The sequence below is a fragment of the Nocardia sp. NPDC058497 genome (assembly GCF_042720195.1).
Taxonomy (GTDB): Bacteria; Actinomycetota; Actinomycetes; order Mycobacteriales; family Mycobacteriaceae; genus Nocardia.
On record NZ_JBHXMY010000010.1, the window covers coordinates 1 to 22,970 of the forward strand.

General features: G+C 68.0%; 21 protein-coding genes and 1 pseudogene. 12 read left to right on the forward strand and 10 right to left on the reverse strand.

The annotated features are described in order from the left end of the window. Positions 1-7: 7 nt before the first annotated feature. Positions 8-1,090, reverse strand: coding sequence for an ABC transporter ATP-binding protein (locus ACFWPJ_RS01650; RefSeq protein ID WP_378845863.1), 1,083 nt, complete (start codon positions 1,088-1,090; stop codon positions 8-10). A gap of 144 nt (positions 1,091-1,234) precedes the next feature. On the opposite strand from ACFWPJ_RS01650, the gene ACFWPJ_RS01655 reads away from it, so the two are divergent. The 5 genes and pseudogenes from ACFWPJ_RS01655 to ACFWPJ_RS01675 all read left to right on the forward strand — a co-directional run bounded on the left by ACFWPJ_RS01655 (position 1,235) and on the right by ACFWPJ_RS01675 (position 6,297). Next, the gene (locus ACFWPJ_RS01655) at positions 1,235-2,029 is read left to right on the forward strand and encodes an LLM class F420-dependent oxidoreductase (RefSeq protein ID WP_378845864.1); all 795 of its coding nucleotides are present in this window, start codon (positions 1,235-1,237) and stop codon (positions 2,027-2,029) included. A 69-nt stretch (positions 2,030-2,098) separates the two neighbouring features. Further along, the gene (locus ACFWPJ_RS01660) at positions 2,099-3,886 is read left to right on the forward strand and encodes an ABC transporter substrate-binding protein/permease (RefSeq protein ID WP_378845865.1); all 1,788 of its coding nucleotides are present in this window, start codon (positions 2,099-2,101) and stop codon (positions 3,884-3,886) included. 71 nt (positions 3,887-3,957) lie between these two features. Continuing rightward, positions 3,958-4,683 carry an amino acid ABC transporter ATP-binding protein gene (locus tag ACFWPJ_RS01665; protein WP_378845866.1) on the forward strand — a complete coding sequence of 242 codons (726 nt, stop codon included), beginning with the start codon at positions 3,958-3,960 and terminating at the stop codon, positions 4,681-4,683. Between the two features lie 93 nt (positions 4,684-4,776). Further along, entirely contained in the window at positions 4,777-5,076 is a 300-nt protein-coding gene (locus ACFWPJ_RS01670; RefSeq protein ID WP_378845868.1) for a hypothetical protein, read from the forward strand. A gap of 177 nt (positions 5,077-5,253) precedes the next feature. After that, positions 5,254-6,297 (forward strand): annotated as a pseudogene (locus ACFWPJ_RS01675) (alpha/beta hydrolase). Between the two features lies 1 nt (position 6,298). Here ACFWPJ_RS01675 and ACFWPJ_RS01680 read toward each other — a convergent pair. The 4 genes from ACFWPJ_RS01680 to ACFWPJ_RS01695 form a co-directional block, all read right to left on the reverse strand. Continuing rightward, positions 6,299-7,516, reverse strand: a complete 1,218-nt coding sequence (locus tag ACFWPJ_RS01680) for a CHAT domain-containing protein (RefSeq protein ID WP_378845869.1) — start codon at positions 7,514-7,516, stop codon at positions 6,299-6,301. Positions 7,517-7,671: 155 nt separating this feature from the next. Further along, positions 7,672-9,186, reverse strand: coding sequence for a tetratricopeptide repeat protein (locus tag ACFWPJ_RS01685; RefSeq protein ID WP_378845871.1), 1,515 nt, complete (start codon positions 9,184-9,186; stop codon positions 7,672-7,674). Between the two features lie 99 nt (positions 9,187-9,285). Next, positions 9,286-10,650 carry a hypothetical protein gene (locus ACFWPJ_RS01690; protein ID WP_378845873.1) on the reverse strand — a complete coding sequence of 455 codons (1,365 nt, stop codon included), beginning with the start codon at positions 10,648-10,650 and terminating at the stop codon, positions 9,286-9,288. Continuing rightward, entirely contained in the window at positions 10,650-12,275 is a 1,626-nt protein-coding gene (locus ACFWPJ_RS01695) for a hypothetical protein (protein ID WP_378845875.1), read from the reverse strand. Before ACFWPJ_RS01695 ends, ACFWPJ_RS01690 begins: the two co-directional genes overlap by 1 nt. A gap of 127 nt (positions 12,276-12,402) precedes the next feature. Here ACFWPJ_RS01695 and ACFWPJ_RS01700 point away from each other — a divergent pair, with 127 nt between their 5' ends. Then, positions 12,403-12,915, forward strand: a complete 513-nt coding sequence (locus ACFWPJ_RS01700) for a lipoprotein LpqH (RefSeq protein WP_378845876.1) — start codon at positions 12,403-12,405, stop codon at positions 12,913-12,915. A gap of 106 nt (positions 12,916-13,021) precedes the next feature. Here ACFWPJ_RS01700 and ACFWPJ_RS01705 read toward each other — a convergent pair whose 3' ends face one another. After that, the gene (locus ACFWPJ_RS01705) at positions 13,022-13,345 is read right to left on the reverse strand and encodes a helix-turn-helix domain-containing protein (RefSeq protein ID WP_378845877.1); all 324 of its coding nucleotides are present in this window, start codon (positions 13,343-13,345) and stop codon (positions 13,022-13,024) included. A 304-nt stretch (positions 13,346-13,649) separates the two neighbouring features. Here ACFWPJ_RS01705 and ACFWPJ_RS01710 point away from each other — a divergent pair, with 304 nt between their 5' ends. After that, entirely contained in the window at positions 13,650-15,710 is a 2,061-nt protein-coding gene (locus ACFWPJ_RS01710) for a PhoX family protein (protein ID WP_378845878.1), read from the forward strand. A gap of 22 nt (positions 15,711-15,732) precedes the next feature. Here ACFWPJ_RS01710 and ACFWPJ_RS01715 read toward each other — a convergent pair whose 3' ends face one another. Together ACFWPJ_RS01715 and ACFWPJ_RS01720 are read right to left on the reverse strand one after the other, a co-directional pair. Beyond that, positions 15,733-15,960, reverse strand: a complete 228-nt coding sequence (locus ACFWPJ_RS01715; protein WP_378845879.1) for a type II toxin-antitoxin system RelE/ParE family toxin — start codon at positions 15,958-15,960, stop codon at positions 15,733-15,735. A gap of 38 nt (positions 15,961-15,998) precedes the next feature. Further along, entirely contained in the window at positions 15,999-16,283 is a 285-nt protein-coding gene (locus tag ACFWPJ_RS01720; protein WP_378845881.1) for a type II toxin-antitoxin system Phd/YefM family antitoxin, read from the reverse strand. Between the two features lie 101 nt (positions 16,284-16,384). Between ACFWPJ_RS01720 and ACFWPJ_RS01725 the strand changes: the two genes are divergently transcribed. Beyond that, positions 16,385-17,068: a pentapeptide repeat-containing protein gene (locus ACFWPJ_RS01725; RefSeq protein ID WP_378845883.1), complete on the forward strand. Its 684-nt coding sequence runs from the start codon at positions 16,385-16,387 to the stop codon at positions 17,066-17,068. 1 nt (position 17,069) lies between these two features. On the opposite strand, the gene ACFWPJ_RS01730 is transcribed toward ACFWPJ_RS01725, so the two are convergent. After that, positions 17,070-18,410 (reverse strand): glycogen debranching protein, encoded by a 1,341-nt coding sequence (locus tag ACFWPJ_RS01730; protein ID WP_378845884.1) that lies wholly within the window; start codon positions 18,408-18,410, stop codon positions 17,070-17,072. Positions 18,411-18,464: 54 nt separating this feature from the next. Further along, positions 18,465-19,016, reverse strand: a complete 552-nt coding sequence (locus ACFWPJ_RS01735; protein ID WP_378845886.1) for a DUF6069 family protein — start codon at positions 19,014-19,016, stop codon at positions 18,465-18,467. Between the two features lie 156 nt (positions 19,017-19,172). Here ACFWPJ_RS01735 and ACFWPJ_RS01740 point away from each other — a divergent pair, with 156 nt between their 5' ends. The 4 genes from ACFWPJ_RS01740 to ACFWPJ_RS01755 all read left to right on the forward strand — a co-directional run bounded on the left by ACFWPJ_RS01740 (position 19,173) and on the right by ACFWPJ_RS01755 (position 22,967). Then, complete coding sequence (locus ACFWPJ_RS01740) at positions 19,173-19,862, forward strand: SDR family oxidoreductase (protein ID WP_378845887.1); 690 nt, start codon at positions 19,173-19,175, stop codon at positions 19,860-19,862. Positions 19,863-20,088: 226 nt separating this feature from the next. Next, the gene (locus tag ACFWPJ_RS01745; protein WP_378845902.1) at positions 20,089-20,874 is read left to right on the forward strand and encodes a polysaccharide deacetylase family protein; all 786 of its coding nucleotides are present in this window, start codon (positions 20,089-20,091) and stop codon (positions 20,872-20,874) included. Positions 20,875-21,039: 165 nt separating this feature from the next. Further along, entirely contained in the window at positions 21,040-21,741 is a 702-nt protein-coding gene (locus tag ACFWPJ_RS01750) for a hypothetical protein (RefSeq protein WP_378845888.1), read from the forward strand. An 80-nt stretch (positions 21,742-21,821) separates the two neighbouring features. After that, entirely contained in the window at positions 21,822-22,967 is a 1,146-nt protein-coding gene (locus tag ACFWPJ_RS01755) for an IS4 family transposase (RefSeq protein WP_378845904.1), read from the forward strand. Positions 22,968-22,970: the final 3 nt, after the last annotated feature.

Genomic DNA, 22,970 nt, shown 5'->3' on the forward strand with positions numbered 1-22,970 from the left:
CGTCGAATCAGCGCAGCCGACGACCGTCCCGCGCGCCGAAGAAGTACACGTGCTCGGGATCGACGGTCAGCTGCAGCAGCTCGCCCTTGGCCGGCGGATTACGCCAATCCACCCGCGTCACAATCGTTTCCCCGGTCTGCCCGTTCGCGCCGTCGGAGGCCGCGCGACCGTAGACGTAGGCGTCGGAGCCGAGCTCCTCGACCACATCCACCTCCATCCGGAGACCGCCGTCGCCCACCTCGAGGTGCTCGGGACGGATACCGAGCACGACCGTGCCCTCGCCCGCGTCGGCCACCGCGCGCGGCACCGGCACCGGGTAGCCACCGATGGTGACGGCACCGTCGACGACGGGCAGCGTGAACAGGTTCATCGCGGGCGAGCCCATGAACCCGGCGACGAACATGTTCGCCGGATCCCGGTAGAGGTCGCGCGGGGACGCGCACTGCTGCAGCAGCCCGTCCTTGAGCACGGCGACGCGGTCACCCATCGTCATCGCCTCGACCTGGTCGTGGGTGACGTAGACGGTGGTGGTGCCGAGCCGGCGCTGCAGCTGGGCGATCTGGGTGCGGGTCTGCACGCGCAGCTTGGCGTCGAGGTTCGACAGCGGCTCGTCCATCAGGAACACCTGCGGCTGGCGCACGATCGCGCGGCCCATCGCCACGCGCTGACGCTGACCGCCGGACAGCGCCTTGGGCTTGCGGTCCAGGTACTGCTCGAGGTCGAGCAGCTTGGCCGCGGCCAGCACCCGCTCGTCACGCTCGGCCTTGGACACCTTGGCCAGCTTCAGCGCGAAGCCCATGTTCTCCGCGACCGACATGTGCGGGTAGAGCGCGTAGTTCTGGAACACCATCGCGATATCGCGATCCTTGGGCTCGGCATGGGTGACGTCGTTGTCGCCGATCAGAATGCGTCCGCCGTTGACCTCCTCGAGGCCGGCCAGCATCCGCAGCGAGGTGGACTTGCCGCACCCGGAGGGGCCGACGAGGACCAGGAATTCGCCGTCGGCGATCTCCAGATCGAGTGCGTCGACGGCCGGTGTGGTCGCACCGGCGTAGAGCCTGGTGGCGCGGTCGAAGGTCACGGTAGCCATGCGTAGATCAACATCCCATCCCGGCAGGAACGTGCCGGACGATCCGAGTACAGGGTCGCAGGGATCGTAGCGGCCGTGACCAGGCCGCGCCGGATTCCGGGTAGCCTCGGTCGCGGAGCCCACCCGAGTGCGGAGGAGCACGGTATGAGTCGTCCAGTTCGTATCGGAGTCCAGCTGCAGCCACAGCACGCGCCCGAGTACGCGCTCATCCGCGACGCGGTGTTGCGCGCCGAGGACGCCGGCGTCGACATCATCTTTAATTGGGACCATTTCTACCCACTCACCGGCGACCCGGTCGGCGCGCATTTCGAATGCTGGACCATGCTCGGCGCGTGGGCCGAACAGACCGAGCGAGTCGAGATCGGCGCGCTGGTCACCGGCGGCGGCTACCGCAATCCCGATCTGCTCGCCGACATGGCCCGCACCGTCGACCACATCAGCGACGGCAGGCTCATCCTCAGCATCGGCGCCGGCTGGTTCCAGCATGACTACGACGAGTACGGCTACGAGTTCGGCACGCCAGGCACCCGGCTGAACCTGCTCAAGGACAACCTGCCCCGGATCAAAGCCAGGCTCGCGAAGCTGAATCCGGCGCCGGTCAGGGAGATCCCGATCCTCATCGGCGGTGGCGGCGAGCGCAAGACACTGCGGCTGGTCGCCGAGTACGCCGACATCTGGCATTCCTTCGCCGATCTCGATGCCCTGACGCACAAGAACACGATCCTGGCCGAGCACGCGGCGGCCGCAGGCACCGACGCGGCGCGAATCGAGCGGTCGGTGCCGTGGCCTGGCCGGGCGAACGCTGACGCGTTGCACGCGGCCGGTGTCACCCTGTTCACCGTGGGCGTTTCCGGTCCCGACTACGACCTGACCAAGGTCGAGCAGGCGATCCAGTGGCGTGACGACGTGAACCCGGAGCCCCTCGAAGGACTCGCCTGACCAGGTGATCCGCGTCGCCGACAGGCGCGTAACCAGCACTGTGCGAGGTTGCGGCTAGGGTTTATCGCCATGGCTGGTGTGCGTGCTGTGCGAACCCGGGCGCGGATCGCCGCGTTGTTGCTGCTCGTCGGCGTGGCCGCGACCGGGTGTGGTGGCGGCGACACGGCGACGCGGGATCTGTGTTCCCCACCGGGCCAGAGTGCCGCCTCGGCGGCGCCGAACAATCTCGCCTCCTCCGAGACCGCGGGCACCGACCGATACACCACGCAGACCACCGCGCCGGTCGAGTCGATCGACACGAGCAAACTCGGCCTGCTCAACCCGGGCACGCTGAGCGTCGGCACGCTGTCGGACGCGCCGCCGAGCATCTGCGTGAACGGGCAGGGCTCGTTCACCGGCTTCGACAACGAGCTGCTGAAGGCGATCGCGGCGAAACTCGGTCTGCGGGTGGAGTTCTCGGGCACCGAGTTCGCCGGGCTGCTCGCCCAGGTATCGGGCAAGCGGTTCGATGTCGGGTCGTCCAACATCACCACCACCGATGCGCGCCGCGAGCTGGTCGGCTTCACCAACGGCTACGACTTCGGCTACTTCTCGCTGGTCGTGCCGCAGGGCAGCGCCATCAAGGGCTTCGGCGACCTGAACGCAGGCACCCGTATCGCGGTCGTGCAGGGCACGGTGCAGGACGAGTTCGTGGTGAACCAGCTGCGGCTGGACCCGGTGAAATTCCCCGACTACAACACCGCCTACGCGAACCTGAAGTCCGGCCAGGTCGACGCCTGGGTCGCGCCGTCGGCGCAGGCCGAGGGCGCGATCAAGCCCGGTGACGGAATCGTGGTGTCGGAGAACACCTTCAGCCTGGACAACTTCGTCGGCTACGCCGTCGCCAAGAACAACCAGCCGCTCATCGACGCGCTGAACTCCGGTCTGGACGCGGTGATCGCCGACGGCACCTACGCCGGCCTCTACGCCGACTGGGTGCCGCGCGAACTGCCGCCCGGCTGGAAGCCCGGCTCCAAAGCCGCACCCGCGCCGCAACTTCCGGACTTCGCCGCGATCGCCGCCGAGAAACAGCCGGGTGCGACCGGGCCGGTGGCGCAGAAGTCGACCCTGCAGCAGCTGAAGGACACGTTCTTCGACTGGTCGTTGTACAGCAAGGCCTTTCCCGATCTGATCAAGACGGGCCTGCCGAATACGCTGATCCTGGCGCTGGTTTCGGGCGTGCTCGGCACCGTGCTCGGCATGCTCCTCGCGGTGATGGGCATTTCCCGCACGCGCTGGCTGCGCTGGCCCGCCCGCGTCTACACCGACATCTTCCGCGGCCTGCCCGCCGTCGTGATCATCCTGCTGATCGGCCTCGGCATCGGCCCGGTGGTCCGCAACCTCACCGGCGGCAATCCGTACTGGCTCGGCGCGGTCGCGCTGGCGCTGCTCGCGGCCGCCTATATCGGCGAGATCTTCCGCTCCGGTATCCAATCGGTCGAACCGGGCCAGCTCGAGGCCGCGCGCGCCATCGGTTTCGGCTACCGCCAGGCGATGACGCTGGTGGTGATCCCGCAGGGTGTGCGCCGGGTGCTGCCCGCGCTGATGAACCAGTTCATCGCGCTGATCAAGGACTCGTCGCTGATCTACTTCCTCGGCCTGCTCGCCTCCCAGCGTGAGCTGTTCGCGGTCGGCCGCGACCTCAACGCCCAGACCGGCAACCTGTCCCCGCTGGTCGCGGCGGGCCTGATGTATCTGGTGCTGACCATTCCGCTCACCCACCTGGTGAACTACATCGACGGCCGGATGCGCACCGGAAAACCGACGCCCGCCGACCCGATCGAGCAGGCCGTCATCACGGAAGGACGCGGCGCATGATCGGTCAGCGCCCGGAGGAGGCAGCTCGCGTAACCACGCAGGGCGCCCCGAGCATGCGAAGGAGTCACAGCATGAGTGCATCGCTGACCGGCACCGGTCTGAACCTGACGCTGGGCAACAACCACATCCTGCGCGGCGTCGACATCCACGTCGAGGCCGGGCACGCGACGACCGTCATCGGCCCGTCCGGCTCGGGCAAGTCGACCCTGCTGCGGGTACTCAACCGCCTGCACGAACCCGACTCCGGTGACGTGCTGCTCGACGGCAAGTCGGTGCTGCGCGATGACCCCGACAAGCTGCGCCAGCGCATCGGCATGGTGTTCCAGCACTTCAACCTGTTCCCGCACAAGACCGTCGCCGACAACATCGCGCTCGGCCCGCGCAAGCTGCGCGGCCTGTCCGCCGAGCAGGCACGGGCGCTGGCGCTGGAACAGCTGGAAATCGTCGGCCTGGCAGGCAAGGCCGATGCCAGGCCCGCCGCGCTGTCGGGCGGCCAGCAGCAGCGCGTCGCCATCGCCCGCGCGCTCGCCATGAAACCGGAGCTGATGTTCTTCGACGAGGCCACCTCGGCGCTCGACCCCGAACTGGTCAAGGGCGTGCTCGCGCTCATGGCTGACCTCGCCTCGGGCGGTATGTCGATGATCGTGGTGACCCATGAGATGGGCTTCGCCCGCAGCGTCTCCGACAGCGTCGTGTTCATGGATCAGGGCGTCGTCGTGGAGACCGGCACCCCCGACGCGCTGTTCGACGACGCCAAGACCCCGCGTCTGCGCCGCTTCCTCGATCAGGTCCTCTGACCAGGTCTTCCGGGTCGCAGCAACGCATGCGCAACTGTTAATGTCGGACGTGCTCCAGCTGCAATCGACCGGTACGAGTACAGGGAGATCCGCATGACAACGCCGCCACACACAGAGCACCCCGAGCACACCCACGTCCACGGCCCCACCTGCGGCCATGTCGCCGTCCCGCACGGCGATCACGTCGACTACGTCCACGACGGCCACCTGCACCGCGAACACGCGGGCCACTTCGACGAGTGCGAGGTCTCGGAACACGTCGAGTGCACCACCCACGACCACGTCCACGGCCCCGGCTGCGGCCATGTCGCCGTCCCGCACGGCGACCATGTCGACTACATCCACGACGGCCACCGCCACGCGGCGCACGACGGTCACTTCGACGAACACTGACCAGCTGATTCCACCCGGGTCGCGCGTCCGGGTGGATTTCGCGTCCCCGCAATACTTCTGGCTCGACGATCGATCCTCTGCCCGGATACTCTCTGGAGTGTTCTGGCGGCCAGTGGTATGTCTGCCGATTCATGAAATGGAGAGTTTCGGCAGATGGGCAGATCAATCAGGCGCGCCATGGCCTTCGGTCTCGCGGGCACTGTGCTGGCGGCCTGCGTCGCCACGTTCGGCGCGGGCAACGGTCTGGCCGACGGCGCGGATCCGATCATCGAGTCGAAGAAGCTGCTCGCCTCGCCGACCACGGCCGACGGATCGCACATCATCTCCAGCAGGGTCGATGATCGCAATCTGACCATGTTCGTCTTCTCCGCCGCGATGAACAAGGGCATCACGGTGCGGGTGCAGCGTCCCAGGGACGCGTCCGAGCCACGTCCGGTGCTCTATCTGCTCAACGGCGCGGGTGGTGGTGAGGACCGGGCGACCTGGTGGCAGAACACCGATATCGGCGACTTCCTCGCAACCAAGGACGTCAACGTCGTGATGCCGATCGGCGGCGCCTGGGCGTACTACACCGACTGGCAGCGCGACGACCCGGCACTCGGCCGCAACAAATGGCGCACCTTCCTGCTCGACGAACTGCCGCCGCTGGTCGATCAGGCCTTGGGCACCAACGGCGTCAACGCCATCGCCGCGAACTCGATGACCGCGACGGCCGTGCTGCAGCTCGCCGAAGCCAGGCCGGGCTTCTACCAGTCCGTCGCCGGCTACAGCGGCTGCGCGCAGATCGCCGACCCGATCGGCAAGCAGTTCACCAAACTGGTGGTGGAAACCTAAGGCGGCGGCGATGTCCGCAAAATGTACGGCGCCGACGACGATCCGGCCTGGGCCGCCAACGACCCGGTCGTGCACGCCGAGAAACTGCGCGGCACAAGGTTATTCGTCTCCGACGCTTCCGGCCTGCCCGGCTCGCACGACCGCATCGACGACCCGTACATGATGAACCCGACACCGTTCGGCCTGGCGAATCAGCTCGTCGTCGGCGGCATCATCGAGGCCGCGGTGAACTGGTGCACGCGCAATCTCGAGGCCAAGCTGAGCGAGCTGCAGATCCCGGCGACCTTCGACCGCCAAGCCACCGGAACCCACTCCTGGGGTTACTGGCGCGATGCCTTCTACCGGTCCTGGCCGGTCCTCGCCGCGGGGCTCGGCCTGCCCGAATAGGTCAGTCGGTCACGGTGGCGAAGGCGGACCAGAGCAGCGGGGAGTTCTCCGGAGCAGGGTCGGTCCGCCACGCGGCCAGTTGTGCTCGTTGCCAGGTCAGCAGGGTGGGGATGGGTGTGGGTGCATCGTGGGCGGTGTCCACGGCACAGATGGCGGCCCGCAGCGGGTAGGCCGTGGTGTCGGTGAGGGTGTGGAAGGCGTGGTCGGTGGGCAGCGGCCAGCGGGTCGCCGTCACCAGCTCGGCGCCCGCCGACAGCGCCGCGGTGGTGAGCCCGAGAGCTTCGGTGAAGCGCAGGTCGCCGCCGCTTTCGCAGGCGATAAGGGCGACGCGGCTCGGCATCGGCCACAGTGTTCGGCCGGGCACCGGCGACGGGTCGATGGTGTAGGTGCCGAGCAGGAGGTCTTTGGCCGAGAGCGGGCGGTGCGTGCGATTCGGTGCCGCGAACCCAGGGGTGTCGGCGGTGCAGCTCAGGTGCAGCTCGGCGTGCTCGCTCTCGCCGGATTCCGGTGCTGGAGAGGTGACATGGCCGACGTAGACGAGTCTGCTCGCGCCCGCCCTGAGCACTTCGGATAGCCAGTTGCGATCGGTATCGGTTCGGCGGAACAGGTCGACCGGGTCGGCGACCCGGGGCACGACCCGGTCCAGATAGCTCCGGAAGTGCTGGGTCACCGGTGTTTCCGCACCCGGCCTGCCGAGTACGGAACCGAGCTCGGAGTCGGCTCTGAACCCGGGAACGCGGGGATCGAGTATCGCGACGACCGGCAGCTCGCGGGTATCGCTCCAGCGGTGCACGATCCGCTCCGGCGAGTGCACCACCGAAACCGGGGCGAGCAGGCTGACATCGGCGATATCGAGCAGCCGGATCTGCGGATCGGGCGCGATGATCTCCCACGGCACCTGCGCCAACCGCGGTGACGGCTGAATCCGCAGATGTGGCCGAACTCCGCGTTGCGACAGCTCGTAGAGCTGCATGGCCAATCCGTACGGCAGCAGGGTGCGAGATAGGGCCTGTGCCAGTTGGTTTTCCGCATCTGGTTCGGCGAGCGCGCCCGTGGTCATCACTCGCCGCAGGTCATCGGGCCGCGACGGATCCGGCACCGCATCGGCCAGCAGCCGCAGCGTCGCCCGGACGTCGTCCTGGGGGATCACGCCCACCCCGCGCGCCAGGGCTTCATCGGCCCAGCGCCAGGACACGTAGACATCGCCCGCGTCGGCCATTCGAATGAACGCGGTGGGTATCTCGACCGCCGAAACCGGCTCGTCCGTGCTTCGACTCGGTGAACGGCCGCCTGAACCCACGCTCGATTGTCCGGGTGACGCGGCCGAGTGAGATGCACCGGACGTCGAATCCGCGTGCTCGTCCTGGGGAGGCTTCATAACGCGATCACCCGCTCGTCGCGGACGGCGCGACCGTAACGCCGCTCGGCATAGAAGATGAAGTCGGCCAGCACTATTCGTCCACTCTCGATGAGTCTGGGCGGGGGTGCGACGGGGATTCCGGCCGCGGCGGCGACATCCGCGAGGGCCGCGCCCAGCTGTAGCGCGGGTGTGGTGATCGGTTCGGTGGGTGTGGGATCGAACAGCTGGAATTCGAGGGTCGGCGCGGCGGTCTCGGCGAACGCGGCGGGATCGAGAGTGGTTCCCGCGCACAGGCTATCGATCAGATCGCTCACCAGCTGACCATTGCCGGAGCGGGCGGCGCAGCGGAAGGCCAGGCGCATGGCGGGTTCGGCTACGGTGCGGTGCCAATGCTCGCGCTGGTTGCCGTTGGGGAGGGTGTGGCGCACCGCGTCGATGGCCAGTGCCGACGAAACCGCCAGGGTGACAGCGCGGGCGAGCACGGCCGGATCGGGTTGCGGCGCCTGTTCGATGGTGGTGTGCAGGAGTTCGGCGTGCCAGTAGTCGAGCTGGGCGCAGTGCATGCCGAGCCCGTGTGCGGAGTAGACCGCGAACGATGCCGCGAGCAGTTCCTCGGCTTGCGCGAGATCACCCTCGGCGCAGGCGACCGTGGCCAGGCGCAGCCGGACATCCGCCGCATCCACCACGGCGCCGGTTTCATCGAAACGCGCCAGAGCCTGCTCGTAATACGTTCGCGCCATGGCGAAGTCACCCCTGTTCTCGGCGAGGAAGCCCATCGTCTTGGCGCCGGTCCCGGACCAATGTCCCAGCTCGGCGGCCTCGAAGAACCGCTGACTGGCCCGCAGCGGCTCCTCGGCCTCGTCGAGTCGCCCCGCCCGCACCAGCATGGTGGCCAGATTCTGCCGCGACTCGGCGACGGAGGCGGCATCGCCCGCCGCGACGAGGGCGGCCACACCCTGCCGGGCGAAGTCGATGGCCAGTTCCCACCGGCCGGTCTCGAACGAACTCGCCGCCAGGTTCATCAACGGGTGCCCGGCCAGCTCCGGCGCGAAACGCTCGGTCACAAGCAGGGATTCGGTCGCCAGTTCACCCGCGCGCGCCCACTGCTGCCGATGCAGCGCGACCGCGGTCAGCGAGAGCAGACACGCCACCCGCAGCAGACCCTGCTCGGTCCCGTCGGCCAGCAGCGCCCGCGCTTCCTCGAGCACCTCGTGCGCGGCATCGAAATCACCGAGGTGCTGCAGTGCCTGCGACAGATTGACCAGTGCCGCAGGGCGCTGATGCGCCGCGTCATCGGGCATGACGGCCAGCGCGGTCCGGAACAACGTCACCGACCGCCGATGATCACCGAGCTCGTCGGCCATACTCGCCGCATTGATCAGCGCCGCACTCCGCAACCGCGGCGCGGCACCCTCGGCGGCCCGCTCGAAGATCGCCATCGCCTCGACCACATCACCACGCTGATATGCCGCATACCCCGCGGTGAGCTGCGCGTCGTCCTGGCCGGAGGGCCTACCGGTCGCTGCCATCCCCAACCCCAATCCGCGCTCTGCGCACATTCTTCGCTCTCGCGGTCGAATTCCGCACCACTGCGGCGATCAGTGAACGCTCAGCGCAGGTGATGGCCATCAGAAGTCCTCATCCGTCCCGGCAGCCGCCGCTTCGGCGGTCAGGAGCGAGTCGCCGGTGTGCTCGGTGAGGCGAAGGCGGGCGAACCGGCGGAGCTGAGCACGAACATCCGACTCCTCGTGCGGAGGATCGGCAGGGCCGACACCGGGAACGAAAATGGTTATCTCAGGCAATGTTTCAGGAGGTCCAGGAATCTGGACGGATCCCGTCCAGGCGTCGCCCCGCAGGTACAACGGCGTCGTGAACTCCACGCCGGCCGACGGCGATACCCCCGCTTGGTCCGTGGGGGCAGGCTGAGCCGATCGCACCCGCACGTACGGCCGAAGGTGTTCGGGGACCAAACCTCGGCAGTCCGGGGCGGCAACCACACTGACCTGCACCGTCGATATCTCGGCAGTCCGTGCGACCTGCCAAGACACCGCGTTCCCGCCCGCATCGAGAATCCCGGGCGGGCAACGCCGCCAATCCCATTCGCCACTACCGCGCGCGATGATCAGCCCACCGCCATCCGGAGTCGATCCGCCTGCGGCCAGCGCGTATTCGTCCGCGCGGCCGCGAGATTTGTTCAGTAGGTGATCGTCATCGGCGGCAGTCGTCGTACCCTGATCCGCCCCTGATCTGGTATCGAGAGGTTCGTGCGCTGCGGCGGAGCTGGATCCGGGCGGCAGATCGAAACGGATCTGTGAATCGGGTCGGGTGAACGGTTCGGCGTCGGCACCGTCGAGTGCGGTGTCGCACGCGTCGGTCAGCTCGGTGATCTCGGCGGCAAGCAGATCTGGATCGAGGGCGGGGATCCCGTCGACGGTCGACGCCGGCCACCACCGAGCTGCCCAGTGCGCGTATGCGAGTCGGCGCAGGGCGTTTACCAACGCCGGTTGCGCAGGCACGGCCGAGAGTGTGTGCTGCCTGGCGGCATCAGCATCAGCATCGGCAACCGCGAGCGCGGTATCGACATCGGGGTCGGCGTCGGCGTGCGCGCGGGCGAGCTCGGCGTCGGCGTCGGCGTCGGCGTGGGCGAGCGTGGTGTGGGGGTCGGTGGACGTGGTGTCGGCGAGCGCGGTGGCGGTGTTGGCGAGCGTGGTGTCGGCGACGGCGAGCGCGGCAACTTCGCCGTAGACCGCCCACAGCCAGTCCTGTGCGGATTCCGGGTCATCCAGTACGGCAGCCGGAAGAGATTGTTCGGCAAACAGATTCCACGACAGGTGTCCGCCGGTCACTTCCAGCACGAGAACGTCGAGGCCGGGCGCATCGTCGAGCACCGTCGGCGCAGTCAGTGCCCGCGTCGCCGAGAGTGGCCCGCCGGTGGCACTCTGCGGGACCAGCGTCACCAGGCCCGCCGCGAGCTGGATGCGGATCGTCGTCATCAGCTCGCCCTCGCTTCCGCCGCCGCGTGCTCGCCCATGGTGGTGAGCGCCTGCTTCACCCTGGCCCGATGGTCCAGGATCACCGACCGCGCGACCCCGTCGAGCAGATCCCACAGCTCACCCGGATCGACCACTGGCATCTCCCGTACGTCCCGCCCATGCAATCGGACCCACAACCTGCGCAGATAGGGCCGCCACGGGGTGTGCAGCTCGGCGGCGACGGCAGCCAGCGGACCCGTCGCACCGTCGACCACATGCACCGCGTACCGCCGGGCCTGCAGCACATAAGCTTCCCGCCGCCAGCGACTGTTCACCACCTCGTGCGCGCGCGACGGTCCGCTGTCGGGCGCCGTGCCTCCGGTCGTCGGCTGGCCCGCGCGAGTATCGGCCCCGCCGCGGGATGTCGCCTGCTCGAGGTTGCCCCGCGGACTGGTCGCCAGGCCTTCGACGCCGGACTGGGCGCTGCTGGTCTGAGCGTCGTCGGCCTGTGTGTGGTCGGCCTGCGAGTCGTCGGCCGGTACATGGCCGGGTCTCTCGGCGCCGACCGGTGCGTGGTCGGCCTGCGTGCCCCCAGCCTGTGCGTGGCATGGCCTCGAGGCCTGGTCCGTCCTGGCGACCGCCGCAGCTCTGGTGTCAGCTTGCTGGCTGAAGGAGGCCGCGCCGATCGGCGAGAGACCCAGTGCCAGTTCGCATCCCGCGGCCGCTGTGACTCGCAGCGACTCGTCCAGCAAGCCCCATGGCGAGCAGCTGCGGGAAATCTCCGTCGTGACTAGTTCGGGGATGCCGGGCAGGTCGGTGCGGTCGATGCTGCCCTGGAGCACGGTGAAGACCCGCTCGTAGACGGTCCGGTCGAACGGCAGGCCGAGATTGGCGGTCGACGCGGAGGCGCCCAGGTCGGGGCGTTGGGGACAGGTGTGCACAGTCAGGCCGAGGTCGTCGGCGCCGTGGGCCGGGTGTGTTCGCCAGAGGGCGATGCCACGGTGGGTGCCGGCTTGGTCTTCGATCAGCTCGTCGAGCAGGGGGCCCGCGTCGGCCGGGTCGCCGTCGCGGGCCAGTGTGCTCGCCTCGAGCAGTTCGGTCAGCGCGGGGGACAGATCGCGGGCACCGAAATCGGACAGTGGCCGCCTGCGCCAGGCGACATCGAGCAGCGCGGTGAGCTCGCTCAGCCGATTCGGTTCGATCACATGGGCTTTCAAGGCCGTGGTGGTGCGCCCGCCGGTGCTGTCGTGGATCTCCCGCAGCGCCGCCTCGGCCGGCGCCCGCGCGTCGAGGCCGGGTGCGCCGTGCACGGTGGCCAGTTCGAAGCAGCGCTGGAAGTACAGGTCCTGGGCATTGCCCTCGGTGATCCGCAGTGCCCGCCGTACCTGTTTGAGCACCGTGAACCAGTCCGCGCAGGCGCGCAGCGCGTCGGAGTGGGCGAGAACCAGCGAGGTCACCAGGGCGACGCCGTCGGCGGAGAGCACGGTGCCCGCGCACAGCGGATGCTGCACCGGCCGGACGACCAGCGGATCGAGGATCAGCTTCACGGTGCGCCGCAACGGGCCACCCCGGGGGCCGCTCAACGCCTCGACACCGTCGAGACCGCGCCACACCTCGTCGAGCACCATGGCGCGGGGTCTTCGCATTCGACCAGGTTAACGGCATTTCCGGCGGGTGACCCGGCGAAAAGTTGGGATCGGTAGGGCTGCACGGATTTCTACCTTTCTCTCAACGGGTCACCGACCCGCTCACACCGAGAGAACGGAAAACACCATGAACACCAAGCTGATCGCAGGCCTCGCCGCTTCCGCCGCCGCCACCGCGCTGTTCGTCACCGGCTGCAGCGACTCCGGCAGCAGCTCGACCCCGAGCGGCACCGGCTCGGCCGCGCCTGCCCCGGCCGCGGGCAAGTCCACCGCGAGCGTCGACGGCAAGGAATTCACCGCCAAGTTCGACACCACCTGCGCCAAGCAGGGCGGCACCCTCGCGCTGGCACTGACCGACCTGGCCAACGCCACCTACGGCAACCTCTCGGTCAGCGCGTCGGTCGAGGGCGACACGGTCCAGGCGGTGGCCATCGCGGGCTCGCAGGGCGGCTCGAACGGCCTGCCCTACGCCGTCGGCTACGGCAACGGCCAGCCCGGTGGCTCGGCCACGCTCGTCAAGGACGGCAACACCTTCCGCATCACCGGCGAGGGCGTCAGCGCTCCGGACATGACGAACCCGCTGGCCGGCCCGGCCACCGCCAAGTTCGACATCACCTTCGCCTGCACCACGATCGTCTGACCCTGTCGCGACCCGGTCGCACTACTTCACGAGGAGGAATCATGAAATCCAAGCTGCGTGCGGCCGCGGTCGCCTTCGGGATCCTGTCCATCGGCTACTACCTCTGCTACGGCGTTCCCGGATAGGCCGAGGGAAGGCGACCGCTGACTAACTCGAATTCCACCCGCAGATGTAGCTCGAGCGCCGCAGCCAGTCGCTCGAGCAGCGGGATCGTCGGTATCGTGCCGCCTGCCTCGAACCGCGCCACGGCAGGCTGCCGAAGCCCCGCCCGTGCCGCCAGTTCCGCCTGCGTCAGCCCGAGTTCCGCACGTCGGTTCCGCACAGCCGCACCGAGTTCGAACCGCAACCGCGCCGCGTCGTATGCCGCACCGGCGCCAGGTCGCCCCATGATCGCCGACCGCTTCTCCGCCCAACTCTGCCGTTCACTCACGACTCCCGTACCTCCTCGACGGTGTGTTGTTCGTCGATACACCGTCAGTCGTCGACTTCGGGCTCGAGTTCGACCTCTCCCCAATTCATAACACGGATGATATATTACGACAACCCGTGACGCTCACGATTCGGCAGCAATTCGGTCGCAGATGGTTCTACGGGGTGGGGCGGGTGACCAGTGCTGTGTCTGACAGCAGGGCGCAGCACTAGCCGAGTTTTGGTCGGGCGTTCATCTTCGCGTTCCCGATGGCTCGCCTGAGCTGATTACCGTGCGGCGGAGTCCGACCAAATCAGGAGTCACCGTGAGTCCGAAACCGCTCGCCCTGTTCGTCGAGCACGACGGTCAGTCGGCACGCGCCGCCCTGACCTGTGAATACAAGTGCGGCAACGCCTGCTTCCACGAGCCGCCGAACACGTCCGAGGGCGCCTACTTCGGTGACATCGTCAGCGGCCTCAACCGCCGCGGCCTGATCAAGGGCGGCGCCGCAGCGGTTCTCGCGGTCGGTGCGGCGAGCGCGCTGGCGGCCTGTGGTGACGACAGCTCGGCGGCGAGCACCACGCCCGCCCCCACCCCGGCCGGAACCCCGGGCACCGGAACGGCTTTCACCGCCGTCGCGCCGAACAAGGAAGACGCGCTGGTGATCCCGGACGGCTACGAGCAGCAGGTCGTGCTCCGCTGGGGCGACCCGCTCTTCGCCGACGCGCCCGCGTTCGACTTCGACAAGCAGACCGCGGCGGCGCAGCTGAAGCAGTTCGGCTACAACAACGACTTCGCCGCACTGCTGCCCATCGAGGGCCAGGCCAACAGTTACCTGCTCGTGGTCAACCACGAGTACACCACCGGCCCGATGATGTTCCGCGGCTACGACAAGGCCAACCCCACCGACGAGCAGATCGCCATCACCAAGGCCGCGCACGGCATGGCCGTGGTCGAGGTGAAGGGCGAGGCGGGCAGTGGCAGGCTGACCCCGGTCTTCGGCAAGTACAACCGCCGCATCACCGCCGACACCGAGTTCACCCTCACCGGTCCCGCCGCGGGCAGCGCGTTCACTGTCACCGGCGCGGACCCGTCCGGCACCAAGGTCCTCGGCACCTTCGCCAACTGCGCGGGCGGCGTGACCCCATGGGGCACAGTGCTTTCCGGCGAGGAGAACTTCAACGGCTACTTCGCCAACGGCGACAAGGCCTCCGACCCGCAGGGCCGGGTGAAGCGCTACGGCTTCCCCAAGGGCGGCACCCCCAACCAGTGGGAGCGCACCGACAAGCGCTTCGACCTGAGCTCCGAACCCAACGAGGCCAACCGTTTCGGCTATGTCGTCGAGGTGAACCCGTGGGACGCCTCGTCCACGCCGATCAAGCACTCGGCGATGGGGCGGCTCAAGCACGAGGGCGCGTCGATCTACGTCACCGAAAGAGGTGATGTCGTCTCCTACACCGGTGACGACGAGAAGTTCGACTACATGTACAAGTTCGTGTCCTCGCGCAAGATCCAGTCGGGCACCGGCGCCGCGGCGATGCGGCACAACCTGACGATCCTCGACGCGGGCACCCTCTACGTCGCCAAGCTCACCGGCGACCACGCCGCCGAGATCGACGGCTCCGGCAAGGTCCCCACCGGTGGCTTCACCGGCAAGGGCCAGTGGATCCCGCTGCTGGAGACCGGCGACGACGGCAAGGGCAAGTCCCTGGTCGACGGCATGTCGGCCGCCGAGGTCGCGGTGTTCACCCGCCTGGCCGCCGACAAGGTCGGCGCCACCAAGATGGACCGCCCCGAGGACTTCGAGGCCAACCCGTTCACCGGCAAGGTGTACGTCGCGCTGACCAACAACGACAACCGCGCCAAGGACGACAAGCCGGGCGTCGACGAGGCCAACCCGCGCAAGCTGAACAAGAACGGCCAGGTACTCGAGCTCACCGACAACCACACCGGCACCGACTTCACCTGGTCGCTGCTGCTGGTCTGCGGTGACCCCGCCGCCGCCGACACCTACTTCGCCGGCTTCGACAAGTCCAAGGTCAGCCCGATCTCCTGCCCGGACAACCTGGCCTTCGACCCGTACGGCAACCTCTGGATCTCCACCGACGGCAATGCCCTCAAGACCAACGACGGCCTGTTCTCGGTCATCCTCGACGGCCCCAACCGCGGCGAGACCAAGCAGTTCCTCACCGTCCCCCGCGGCGCGGAGACCTGCGGCCCGATCGTCACCGAACAGCGCGTCATCGTCTCGGTCCAGCATCCCGGCGAGTCCGACGACGCCACCCCCGACAACCCGCAATCCCACTGGCCCGACGGCGGCACCGCCCAGCCCCGCCCCGCGGTCGCGGTCGTGTGGAAGAAGAACAGCGGCCGCATCGGCGTCTGAGGCGGCAACTCCGCTGATGGAACTACGTTCGGTAGACGTCGCGGCGGTGGTTGACATCGACCACGGTGACAACCATGCGCTTGTCGTCGACACGGTAGATCACGCGATAGGTGCCGCGCCGTGCGGAGAATCGGTCGTCCAGCGGTGGCTGCAACCGCTTGCCGACGCGGTACGGGTTTTCCAGCAACGGTCCGGTCATGAATTCGAACGCCGCTGCCGCCACGGTCTCCGGGAGTCGTTCGGTGAGCATTCGCCGAACTGTCGGCGTTGTCTCGAGCGCGTACTCCGTCATGCGCTGCGGTGCGCCATCGCGCGTCGCACCGCCATTGCCTGAGCTAGTTCGTCGGCCGTGACGGTTTCCCCACGGGCGAGTTCCGCATCCGAGGAAATCAGGCGACCGACGGTTTCCGGATCAGACAGGATGGCGATGGTCTCTTCCATCGACTCGAGATCGTCGACTGCCACCAGGACCGCGGCAGGCTCGCCGTGGACGGTGATGGTGACCCGCTCGTGCTGGGTGCGAACGCGGGCCACCAGCTCCGAGAGGGTTGCTTTCACTTCGGCCAGCTTCATAGTCACAAGTATGACCATATTTCCGCCGTTCGGCTAGTCGGAAACCGGTCGGTGGGTGCCCGTATGTTGGTGCGGACACAGGATGACGGGAGTGGTGGGCCATGGCGGCGCGTAAGCGTGAGGTGCGGTTCGAGCCTGCGGTGGCGGTGCTTGGTGCGTTGCGGGCCGCGGTGGCGGGGGACGATCCGGCCGACGATCTCAGCGTGACCGGGGTCGAATATCGTGGGGCCGATTTCGCCGAGGTCCACGTGTACGGGCTGAGTGCCGAGGGCTGTCTGTTCGACAGTGTGCGGTTTCCGAGCACGCTGCGTCAGGCCACGATCACCGAATCCGCCTTGCGCGTCTGCGATCTCGCCAATGTGCAGGCCGATGACTCCTCGATGTTCGAGACCGAGATCGCGCATGGCAGGCTTACCGGATTGTCTTGGACCGCAGGTGTTCTGCGCGATGTGCTGATCGATTCGACCCGGGCTGACATGGCGTCCTTCGCCGAATCGCGATTGCGCACCGTCGTTTTCCGGGATTGCGACCTGCGCCAGGCCGATTTCCAGCGCACCGAGTTCCGCAATGTCCGCTTCGAGCGCTGCAATCTCACCGGTGCCAGGTTCTCCGATTCCCGGCCCCAGCAGAACCTGCGTTTCGAGGACTGCGACCTCACCGGCGTCTACGGCCTGACCGCCCTGCGCGGCGCCACCATCCAGGGCGGTGACCTGGAATCGCTCGCCGCCACCCTGGCCCGGGAACTCGGCATCACCGTCGAACTGCCGACGGCGGGCGAGTACTGACTCAGCCGAGCCAGTCGAGAACCGAAGCGGCGGTCCAGGATTGCTGCATGCTGCCCAGCGGCGCGCCGGTGAACGGTTCGTAGTACTCGGCGAAGCTGCCGTCGGCGGCCTGGCGCAGGCCTTCCGCGCGCAGCATGTGGGCGCGTTCGGCCCAGCCGCGGCGGGCGAAGGCCCAGGAGAACAGCCAGCTCATCACCGGCCAGACCGGGCCGCGCCAGTACTCGCGTGACCGGAAGTCCTTGGCGACCGGGGAGGTCGACGGCGGCAGGGCGTAGCGCAGATCGGGGTGACCGCAGAAGCGCGGGCCCTCGAAGGTGTTGAGCAGGGCGCGCTCGGCATGGCGCGGCAGCCCGCCCGAGAGCAGCGGCGCGAACATGGCCAGCGTCTCGGTGCCGATCCAGCGTTGCAGCCGCACGTCGTAATCCCGTGCGGCGCCGGTCCGTTCGTCGGTGGTGGCGACGACGCCCGTGCGGAACCGCTCGGCCCAGCCGTGCAGTTCGCGGACGTCGGCGTGTGGCTGTTTGTACTCCTCGCCGATATCGGCGAGCACCTCGCAGGCCAGCGCGAAGATCGCGGAGACGAACACGTCCTCCACGGCGAAACTCATCACCGAGGTGAGCTGGTAGTCGTCGTAGTTCGCGCGCCGCATCTGCTCGACCAGCCACAGGTAGCGGTCGTATTCGCGGTCGCTCGGCCGCTGGGTCGGGTCGGAGATGATCGCGGTGTCGGCGCGCCGGTACGGGGGCAGGTCGGCGCCGGGGAGCACATTCGCGTAGGCGCGGTCCCAGCGCGGCGAGTTGTCCATCCCGGATTCCCAGCCGTGGTACAGCGTGACCCGCCCGGTCTCCTTCGGGTCGCGGGCGTGCGCGAGCCAGCGGTGCCAGCGCACCAGATCGGGCCAGCGGCGGTTCAGGAATTCCTCGGCGACGGCCCTGGTCGAACGGCCGTGCCTGCGGGAATGGTCGAGGATGCGCTGCACCGCGATCGCGTGCACCGGCGGCTGGGTGATGCCGGAGGTGTCGGGTCCGTCGGGCGCGTTGGCGGCCAGCTTGCGGCACTCCCAGCGGGCGGGCCCGGGGAAATAGCCGTCGACGCCGTTGGCGAAGACGATGTGCGGGATCATCCCGTTCTTCCACTGCGCCGAGAGCAGCGTGTCGAGTTCGACGACCGCGCGCTCCACGCTCAACGGCGCGAGCCCGACCGCGACGAACGCCGCGTCCCAGCTCCACATGTGCGGATAGAGGCGGGGCGCGGCGCTGGTCATCGTCCCCAGGTCGTTGCCGCGCAGGAGGTAGGCGGCACGGGCCGCGAGCTGCGTGGGGGTGAACCCTGGGTCGGTCATCCGTCTATTCTGCGGCGGAGCAGGGCCGATGGCATCTCGGCACGGCTGTGATGGTCAGTACCCCGCTTGCCGCGGGTCGTTCTGGGCCGCCGAGCCGACCGAGCTGAGCATGGTGGTGATGCACAGGCCGACGAGCAGATTGATCACCGCGGTCGCGATCTTGGCGTCCATGGCGGCGACCAGGGTGAACGGCAGGATGACCGCGACGGCGGTGACCAGCAGGCAGATCCAGGTGAAGAAGGTCAGCGGGCTCGGCATGGCCAGCAGCAACACCATCAGCAGCGCCGTCGCCAGCAGCGCCGCACCCGCCGCGGCCAGGGCATAGGAAGTGGTCGAGACCGTGCCATAGGCCCCCGCACCCTCGGGCGAGAGGATCGCGATGCCGAGCACCCCGCGCACCAGCATGATCGCGACGACGACCAGGAGGGCGGCCACCACCGCGGTGCCGATTCCACCGGCCCACAGCTTGCCGATATTGACCTTCGGTTGGGGCGGCTGGTCCTGCCCCTCCTGGGGATACGGCCCCTGGGGATACTGCGCGTGGGGGTACTGCCCCTGGGGATACTGCGGGTTCGCTGGTCCGTAGTTGTACCGGGGATCGGTCATAGCCCGACGGTACTGCGCCTGTCCCTGATCTGCTTGGTAACGGTCGTGGTGTCGAGATCTGGGTGGCGCTGCGCCTGATTGTCGGAAGCAGGTGTTCTGTGCCCGGGCGTGCGGGGTCCGATCCGCCGAGCAGGGCGGCCGATTAGCGTGGGACGCATGACGGTGACCAGTACTCCCGCCCCAACCGCTCTGATCACCGGCGCGAGCCGTGGGCTCGGCGCGGCGATCGCTCGTGAACTCGCGCCGACCCATGACCTGCTGCTCGGCGCCCGGTCCGCCGACGCGCTCGCGCCGATCCTCGCCGAACTGCCCGGTGCGACCGGTTGGCCCGTCGCCCTCACCGACTATCCGGCCGTGGCCGCCGCGGCGAGTGCGATCAACCGGCTCGACGTGCTCGTCCACAATGCGGGCATCGCCGATCTCGGGACTGTCGCCGAGTCCTCGGTGGAACAGTGGCGCAGCACGCTCGAGGTCAACCTGATCGCGGTCGCCGAGCTGACCCGGCTGCTGCTGCCCGCGCTGCGCGCCGCGAACGGCCATGTGGTGCTGATCAATTCGGGTGCGGGACTGCGCGCGAACCCGGGCTGGGGTTCGTACGCGGCGAGCAAGTTCGGCCTGCGTGCCTTCGCCGACGCGCTGCGGCTGGAGGAGCCCGCACTGCGGGTGACCTCGCTGTTCCCTGGTCGCATCGACACCGATATGCAGCGGGCGATCGTCGCCGACGAGGGTCGCGAATACCAGCCGGAGGAGTTCCTCACCCCGGAGACGGTGGCAGGTGCCGTCCGGACCGCTGTCGACACCCCGCGCGACGGCCATCCGACCGAGATCGTGCTTCGACCGGCGTAATCGTGCGATTCGCGCCGAAATGCGGCGAAAACTGACTGGAACGGCATCGATTGCACGATTACGCCAGTCGACGAGCGGCCCGCGCGGCGATGTTCGGTATGTTCCGAGTCGAGTGCCCGGTTGTTCAGCGAATCGACGGATTCCGCCGGTACGGTCTCGCTGATTGGTCCGTGCTCCGCGCGAGCACCTGGTGCGAGTAGGGGTTTCGCAGGTGGAACGACGTCGAATGCTGGCGCTGCTGGCCGCGGGTACCGCCGTGGCACTGACCGGCTGCGCGACCGCGGAGGGCGAGGCCGTGAACGCCGGTTCTGGCGGCGATATCCCGGCGCCGCCCGCTGTACCGAACCCGGCCCGGGTGCTGCCGCCCCCGCCCGGCGGCCCGAAGTCGATCATCGGACCCGGAACCATCACCGCGCTGCCCGGCCAGGGCACCAGCATGGCCCTCACCGTCGACGACGGCGCCAGCCCCGAGGTGGTCGGCGCGTATGTGCAGTGGGCCAAGGACACCGGCGCCCGCTTCACCTTCTTCGTCACCGGCTACTACGAATCCTGGACGATCCACCGCGACGCCCTGCGCCCGCTGGTCGACTCGGGCCAGATCCAGCTCGGCAACCACACCTGGGACCACGCCGCGCTCACCAAGATCGGCGCGAGCGGTGTCGCCGACCAGCTCGGCCGCACAAAAGACTTCCTGCGCAACACCTTCGGCGTCGACGGCACCCCGTTCTACCGGCCGCCCTTCGGCTACCACAACGCCACCGTCGACAAGGTCGCCGCCGACCTCGGCTACACCGTCCCCGCCATGTGGTACGGCTCCCTGTCCGACTCGGGCCTGATCACCGAGGAATACCTGATCGAGTGCGCCCGAAAGTATTTCGCGGCCCAGACCATCATCATCGGCCACGCGAACTTCCCCCCGGTCACCCACTGCTACGGCCGGCTCGTCGACATCATCAAGAAACGCAACCTGTCACTGGTGACGTTGAACGATGTTCTCCAGGTGCAGGCCTGAGGCGGGAATCAGCGACGTCTAGCTTATGCGATAGCTCATCGCTATGATCGTCGCCGACGCTAGAAGTGGCTAAAAAATGGCGTAGCCCCGGCGATGTGACTCTCGTCAGTGATCGTTCCGGGGCCTTCGACAACCAGTGTAGGGGGGTATCGCCGCATGTCAAGCTTGGCCGCGCCGGTCTGGAGCGATGACACGATCGCCGATCTGCTGACCAGGCAGCGGCTCTGTTCATACCTCGATGCGATGAACAGCGAGCTGTCTGCCGCGCTCGGGCTATACGACTGGAACACCGACGCCGCAGGCGCTGCGCTCTCGCTCATCGCGATGACCGAGGTGGTTGCCCGCAATGCGATGGATGAGGCGCTGTGCCGATGGTCGCTCCGGCGGCACGGCACCGAAAACTGGTTCGACACAGTGCAGCTGGATACGCGGGGTAATGCCGATCTCGTAGCCGCCCGGGCGAGGGCCGCGGTTCGTCAACCGGCCGAGATTCACGGCAAGGTCGTCGCCGAGCTCACCTTCGGCTTCTGGCGATACCTCACTGCTTCGCGATACCTGACTCTGCTGTGGACGCCTGCACTGCACACGGCTTTTCCGCACGGCCACGTGGACGTCGCCACGCGGCGTGGTTGCGTGGAGCAACGCATGCAACGACTGCTGTTCGTGCGGAATCGGGCGGCCCATCACGAGCCGCTGCATCAGCGAAACCTACTCGGCCTGGTCTCGGACGCCATTGATCTGGCGGGCTGGATATCGCCTGACGCTGCGGCGTGGATGCGCGCGAGGGAACGAATGACCGTGGTTTACGGCTGCAAGCCGGGTGCGGTGGCCAGTGGGCCGAGATCCGATCGGCTGTCTGGGGCATAGGCGCCCGGAAGCAGTCGTCGGCGTTGGAATAAAAGTATTTCAGTTTACTTAGAGCGAGTATTCTTCCCACTGTGCCCCGTATGGGAGCGGCGCGGTCGGTGGATGATCGACGGTGGCCCGACTTCATCTCTTTCGGCTTGTTGACCAGGGTGTTTCCGCCCGATGTGGTCGACGCGGCGCTGGTCGAGTGCGGTCGGGTCGAACGCCGCGATCGATTGCTGCCCGCGCGGTTCGTGGTCTACTACGTGCTCTCGCTGGCACTGTTCGCTCCCTGCTCGTACGAGGAGGTGATGCGCAAGGTCATGGCGGGGTTCGAGTGGGCGTTGGGATCGCCGCACCAGAGGGTGGTTCCGACGAAGGCCGCACTGTTCCAGGCACGCAAGCGGTTGGGTTCGGAACCGCTGCGCGTGCTGTTCGAAAAGGTGGCGGTGCCACTGGCCGATCCCCGGGTTCCGGGGGATTTCTACCGATCCTGGCGGCTGATGAGCATCGACGGATCGACCTTGGAGCTGCCGGGCAGCGAAACGAATGTCGAGCAGTTCGGGTCTCCGTCCGCGGCCGGGGCCCCGGCGTTGCCCCGGATCCGGGTCGTCGGGTTGATCGAGTGCGGTTCACGCGCGGTCATCGACGTCGCGTTCGGGACCTGCGGGCAAGACGAGCAGACCCTCACCGAATCCCTCGTGCGATCACTTCGCCCGGGGATGCTGCTGCTCGCCGATCACGCGCCGCTGCGCCACCGTCTGTGGGACCTGTGCCGATCTTCCGGCGCGGACCTGCTGTGGCGAACGGATGCCGCGCTTCCGGTCGAAAAGCGGTTCTCCGATGGGTCTTTCGAATCGCGGGTGAATCCAGGGACGGGTGGATCGACACAGGGTCCGGACCCGATCGCGGTGCGGGTCGTCGAGTATTCGCGGGCCACGTCCGGAGTCGACACTGTCGGCGGGGAACGAACTATCCGTTTGCTGACCACCATCACCGATCCCGCGGCCGCACCCGCGGACGAGCTGGTCGGAGTACACGCGGAGCAGCGGGACATCGAGACGCTGTTCGGCGTGCTAGCGACCCATCGGCGGGGCGAGGGCGCGGTGCTGCGGTCGAAGTCGCCGGACGGTGTGATCCAGGAGCTCTACGGCTACCTGTGCGTGCATTACGCGGTCCGCAGCATGATGCGGTGGAGCGGCCTTCCCTGCTTGGTCACCGGCGACTCGACACGCCGGGTTAAGTAAACA

Bases quoted from the DNA above. Each gene is read 5' to 3' on its own strand.
- ACFWPJ_RS01650 (WP_378845863.1), bottom strand. From the start codon at position 1,090: ATGGCTACCGTGACCTTCGACCGCGCCACCAGGCTCTACGCCGGTGCG.
- ACFWPJ_RS01655 (WP_378845864.1), top strand. From the start codon at position 1,235: ATGAGTCGTCCAGTTCGTATCGGAGTCCAGCTGCAGCCACAGCACGCG.
- ACFWPJ_RS01660 (WP_378845865.1), top strand. From the start codon at position 2,099: ATGGCTGGTGTGCGTGCTGTGCGAACCCGGGCGCGGATCGCCGCGTTG.
- ACFWPJ_RS01665 (WP_378845866.1), top strand. From the start codon at position 3,958: ATGAGTGCATCGCTGACCGGCACCGGTCTGAACCTGACGCTGGGCAAC.
- ACFWPJ_RS01670 (WP_378845868.1), top strand. From the start codon at position 4,777: ATGACAACGCCGCCACACACAGAGCACCCCGAGCACACCCACGTCCAC.
- ACFWPJ_RS01680 (WP_378845869.1), bottom strand. From the start codon at position 7,516: ATGGCCGACGCGGGCGATGTCTACGTGTCCTGGCGCTGGGCCGATGAA.
- ACFWPJ_RS01685 (WP_378845871.1), bottom strand. From the start codon at position 9,186: ATGGCAGCGACCGGTAGGCCCTCCGGCCAGGACGACGCGCAGCTCACC.
- ACFWPJ_RS01690 (WP_378845873.1), bottom strand. From the start codon at position 10,650: ATGACGACGATCCGCATCCAGCTCGCGGCGGGCCTGGTGACGCTGGTC.
- ACFWPJ_RS01695 (WP_378845875.1), bottom strand. From the start codon at position 12,275: ATGCGAAGACCCCGCGCCATGGTGCTCGACGAGGTGTGGCGCGGTCTC.
- ACFWPJ_RS01700 (WP_378845876.1), top strand. From the start codon at position 12,403: ATGAACACCAAGCTGATCGCAGGCCTCGCCGCTTCCGCCGCCGCCACC.
- ACFWPJ_RS01715 (WP_378845879.1), bottom strand. From the start codon at position 15,960: ATGCTCACCGAACGACTCCCGGAGACCGTGGCGGCAGCGGCGTTCGAA.
- ACFWPJ_RS01720 (WP_378845881.1), bottom strand. From the start codon at position 16,283: ATGAAGCTGGCCGAAGTGAAAGCAACCCTCTCGGAGCTGGTGGCCCGC.
- ACFWPJ_RS01725 (WP_378845883.1), top strand. From the start codon at position 16,385: ATGGCGGCGCGTAAGCGTGAGGTGCGGTTCGAGCCTGCGGTGGCGGTG.
- ACFWPJ_RS01730 (WP_378845884.1), bottom strand. From the start codon at position 18,410: ATGACCGACCCAGGGTTCACCCCCACGCAGCTCGCGGCCCGTGCCGCC.
- ACFWPJ_RS01735 (WP_378845886.1), bottom strand. From the start codon at position 19,016: ATGACCGATCCCCGGTACAACTACGGACCAGCGAACCCGCAGTATCCC.
- ACFWPJ_RS01740 (WP_378845887.1), top strand. From the start codon at position 19,173: ATGACGGTGACCAGTACTCCCGCCCCAACCGCTCTGATCACCGGCGCG.
- ACFWPJ_RS01745 (WP_378845902.1), top strand. From the start codon at position 20,089: ATGCTGGCGCTGCTGGCCGCGGGTACCGCCGTGGCACTGACCGGCTGC.
- ACFWPJ_RS01755 (WP_378845904.1), top strand. From the start codon at position 21,822: ATGGGAGCGGCGCGGTCGGTGGATGATCGACGGTGGCCCGACTTCATC.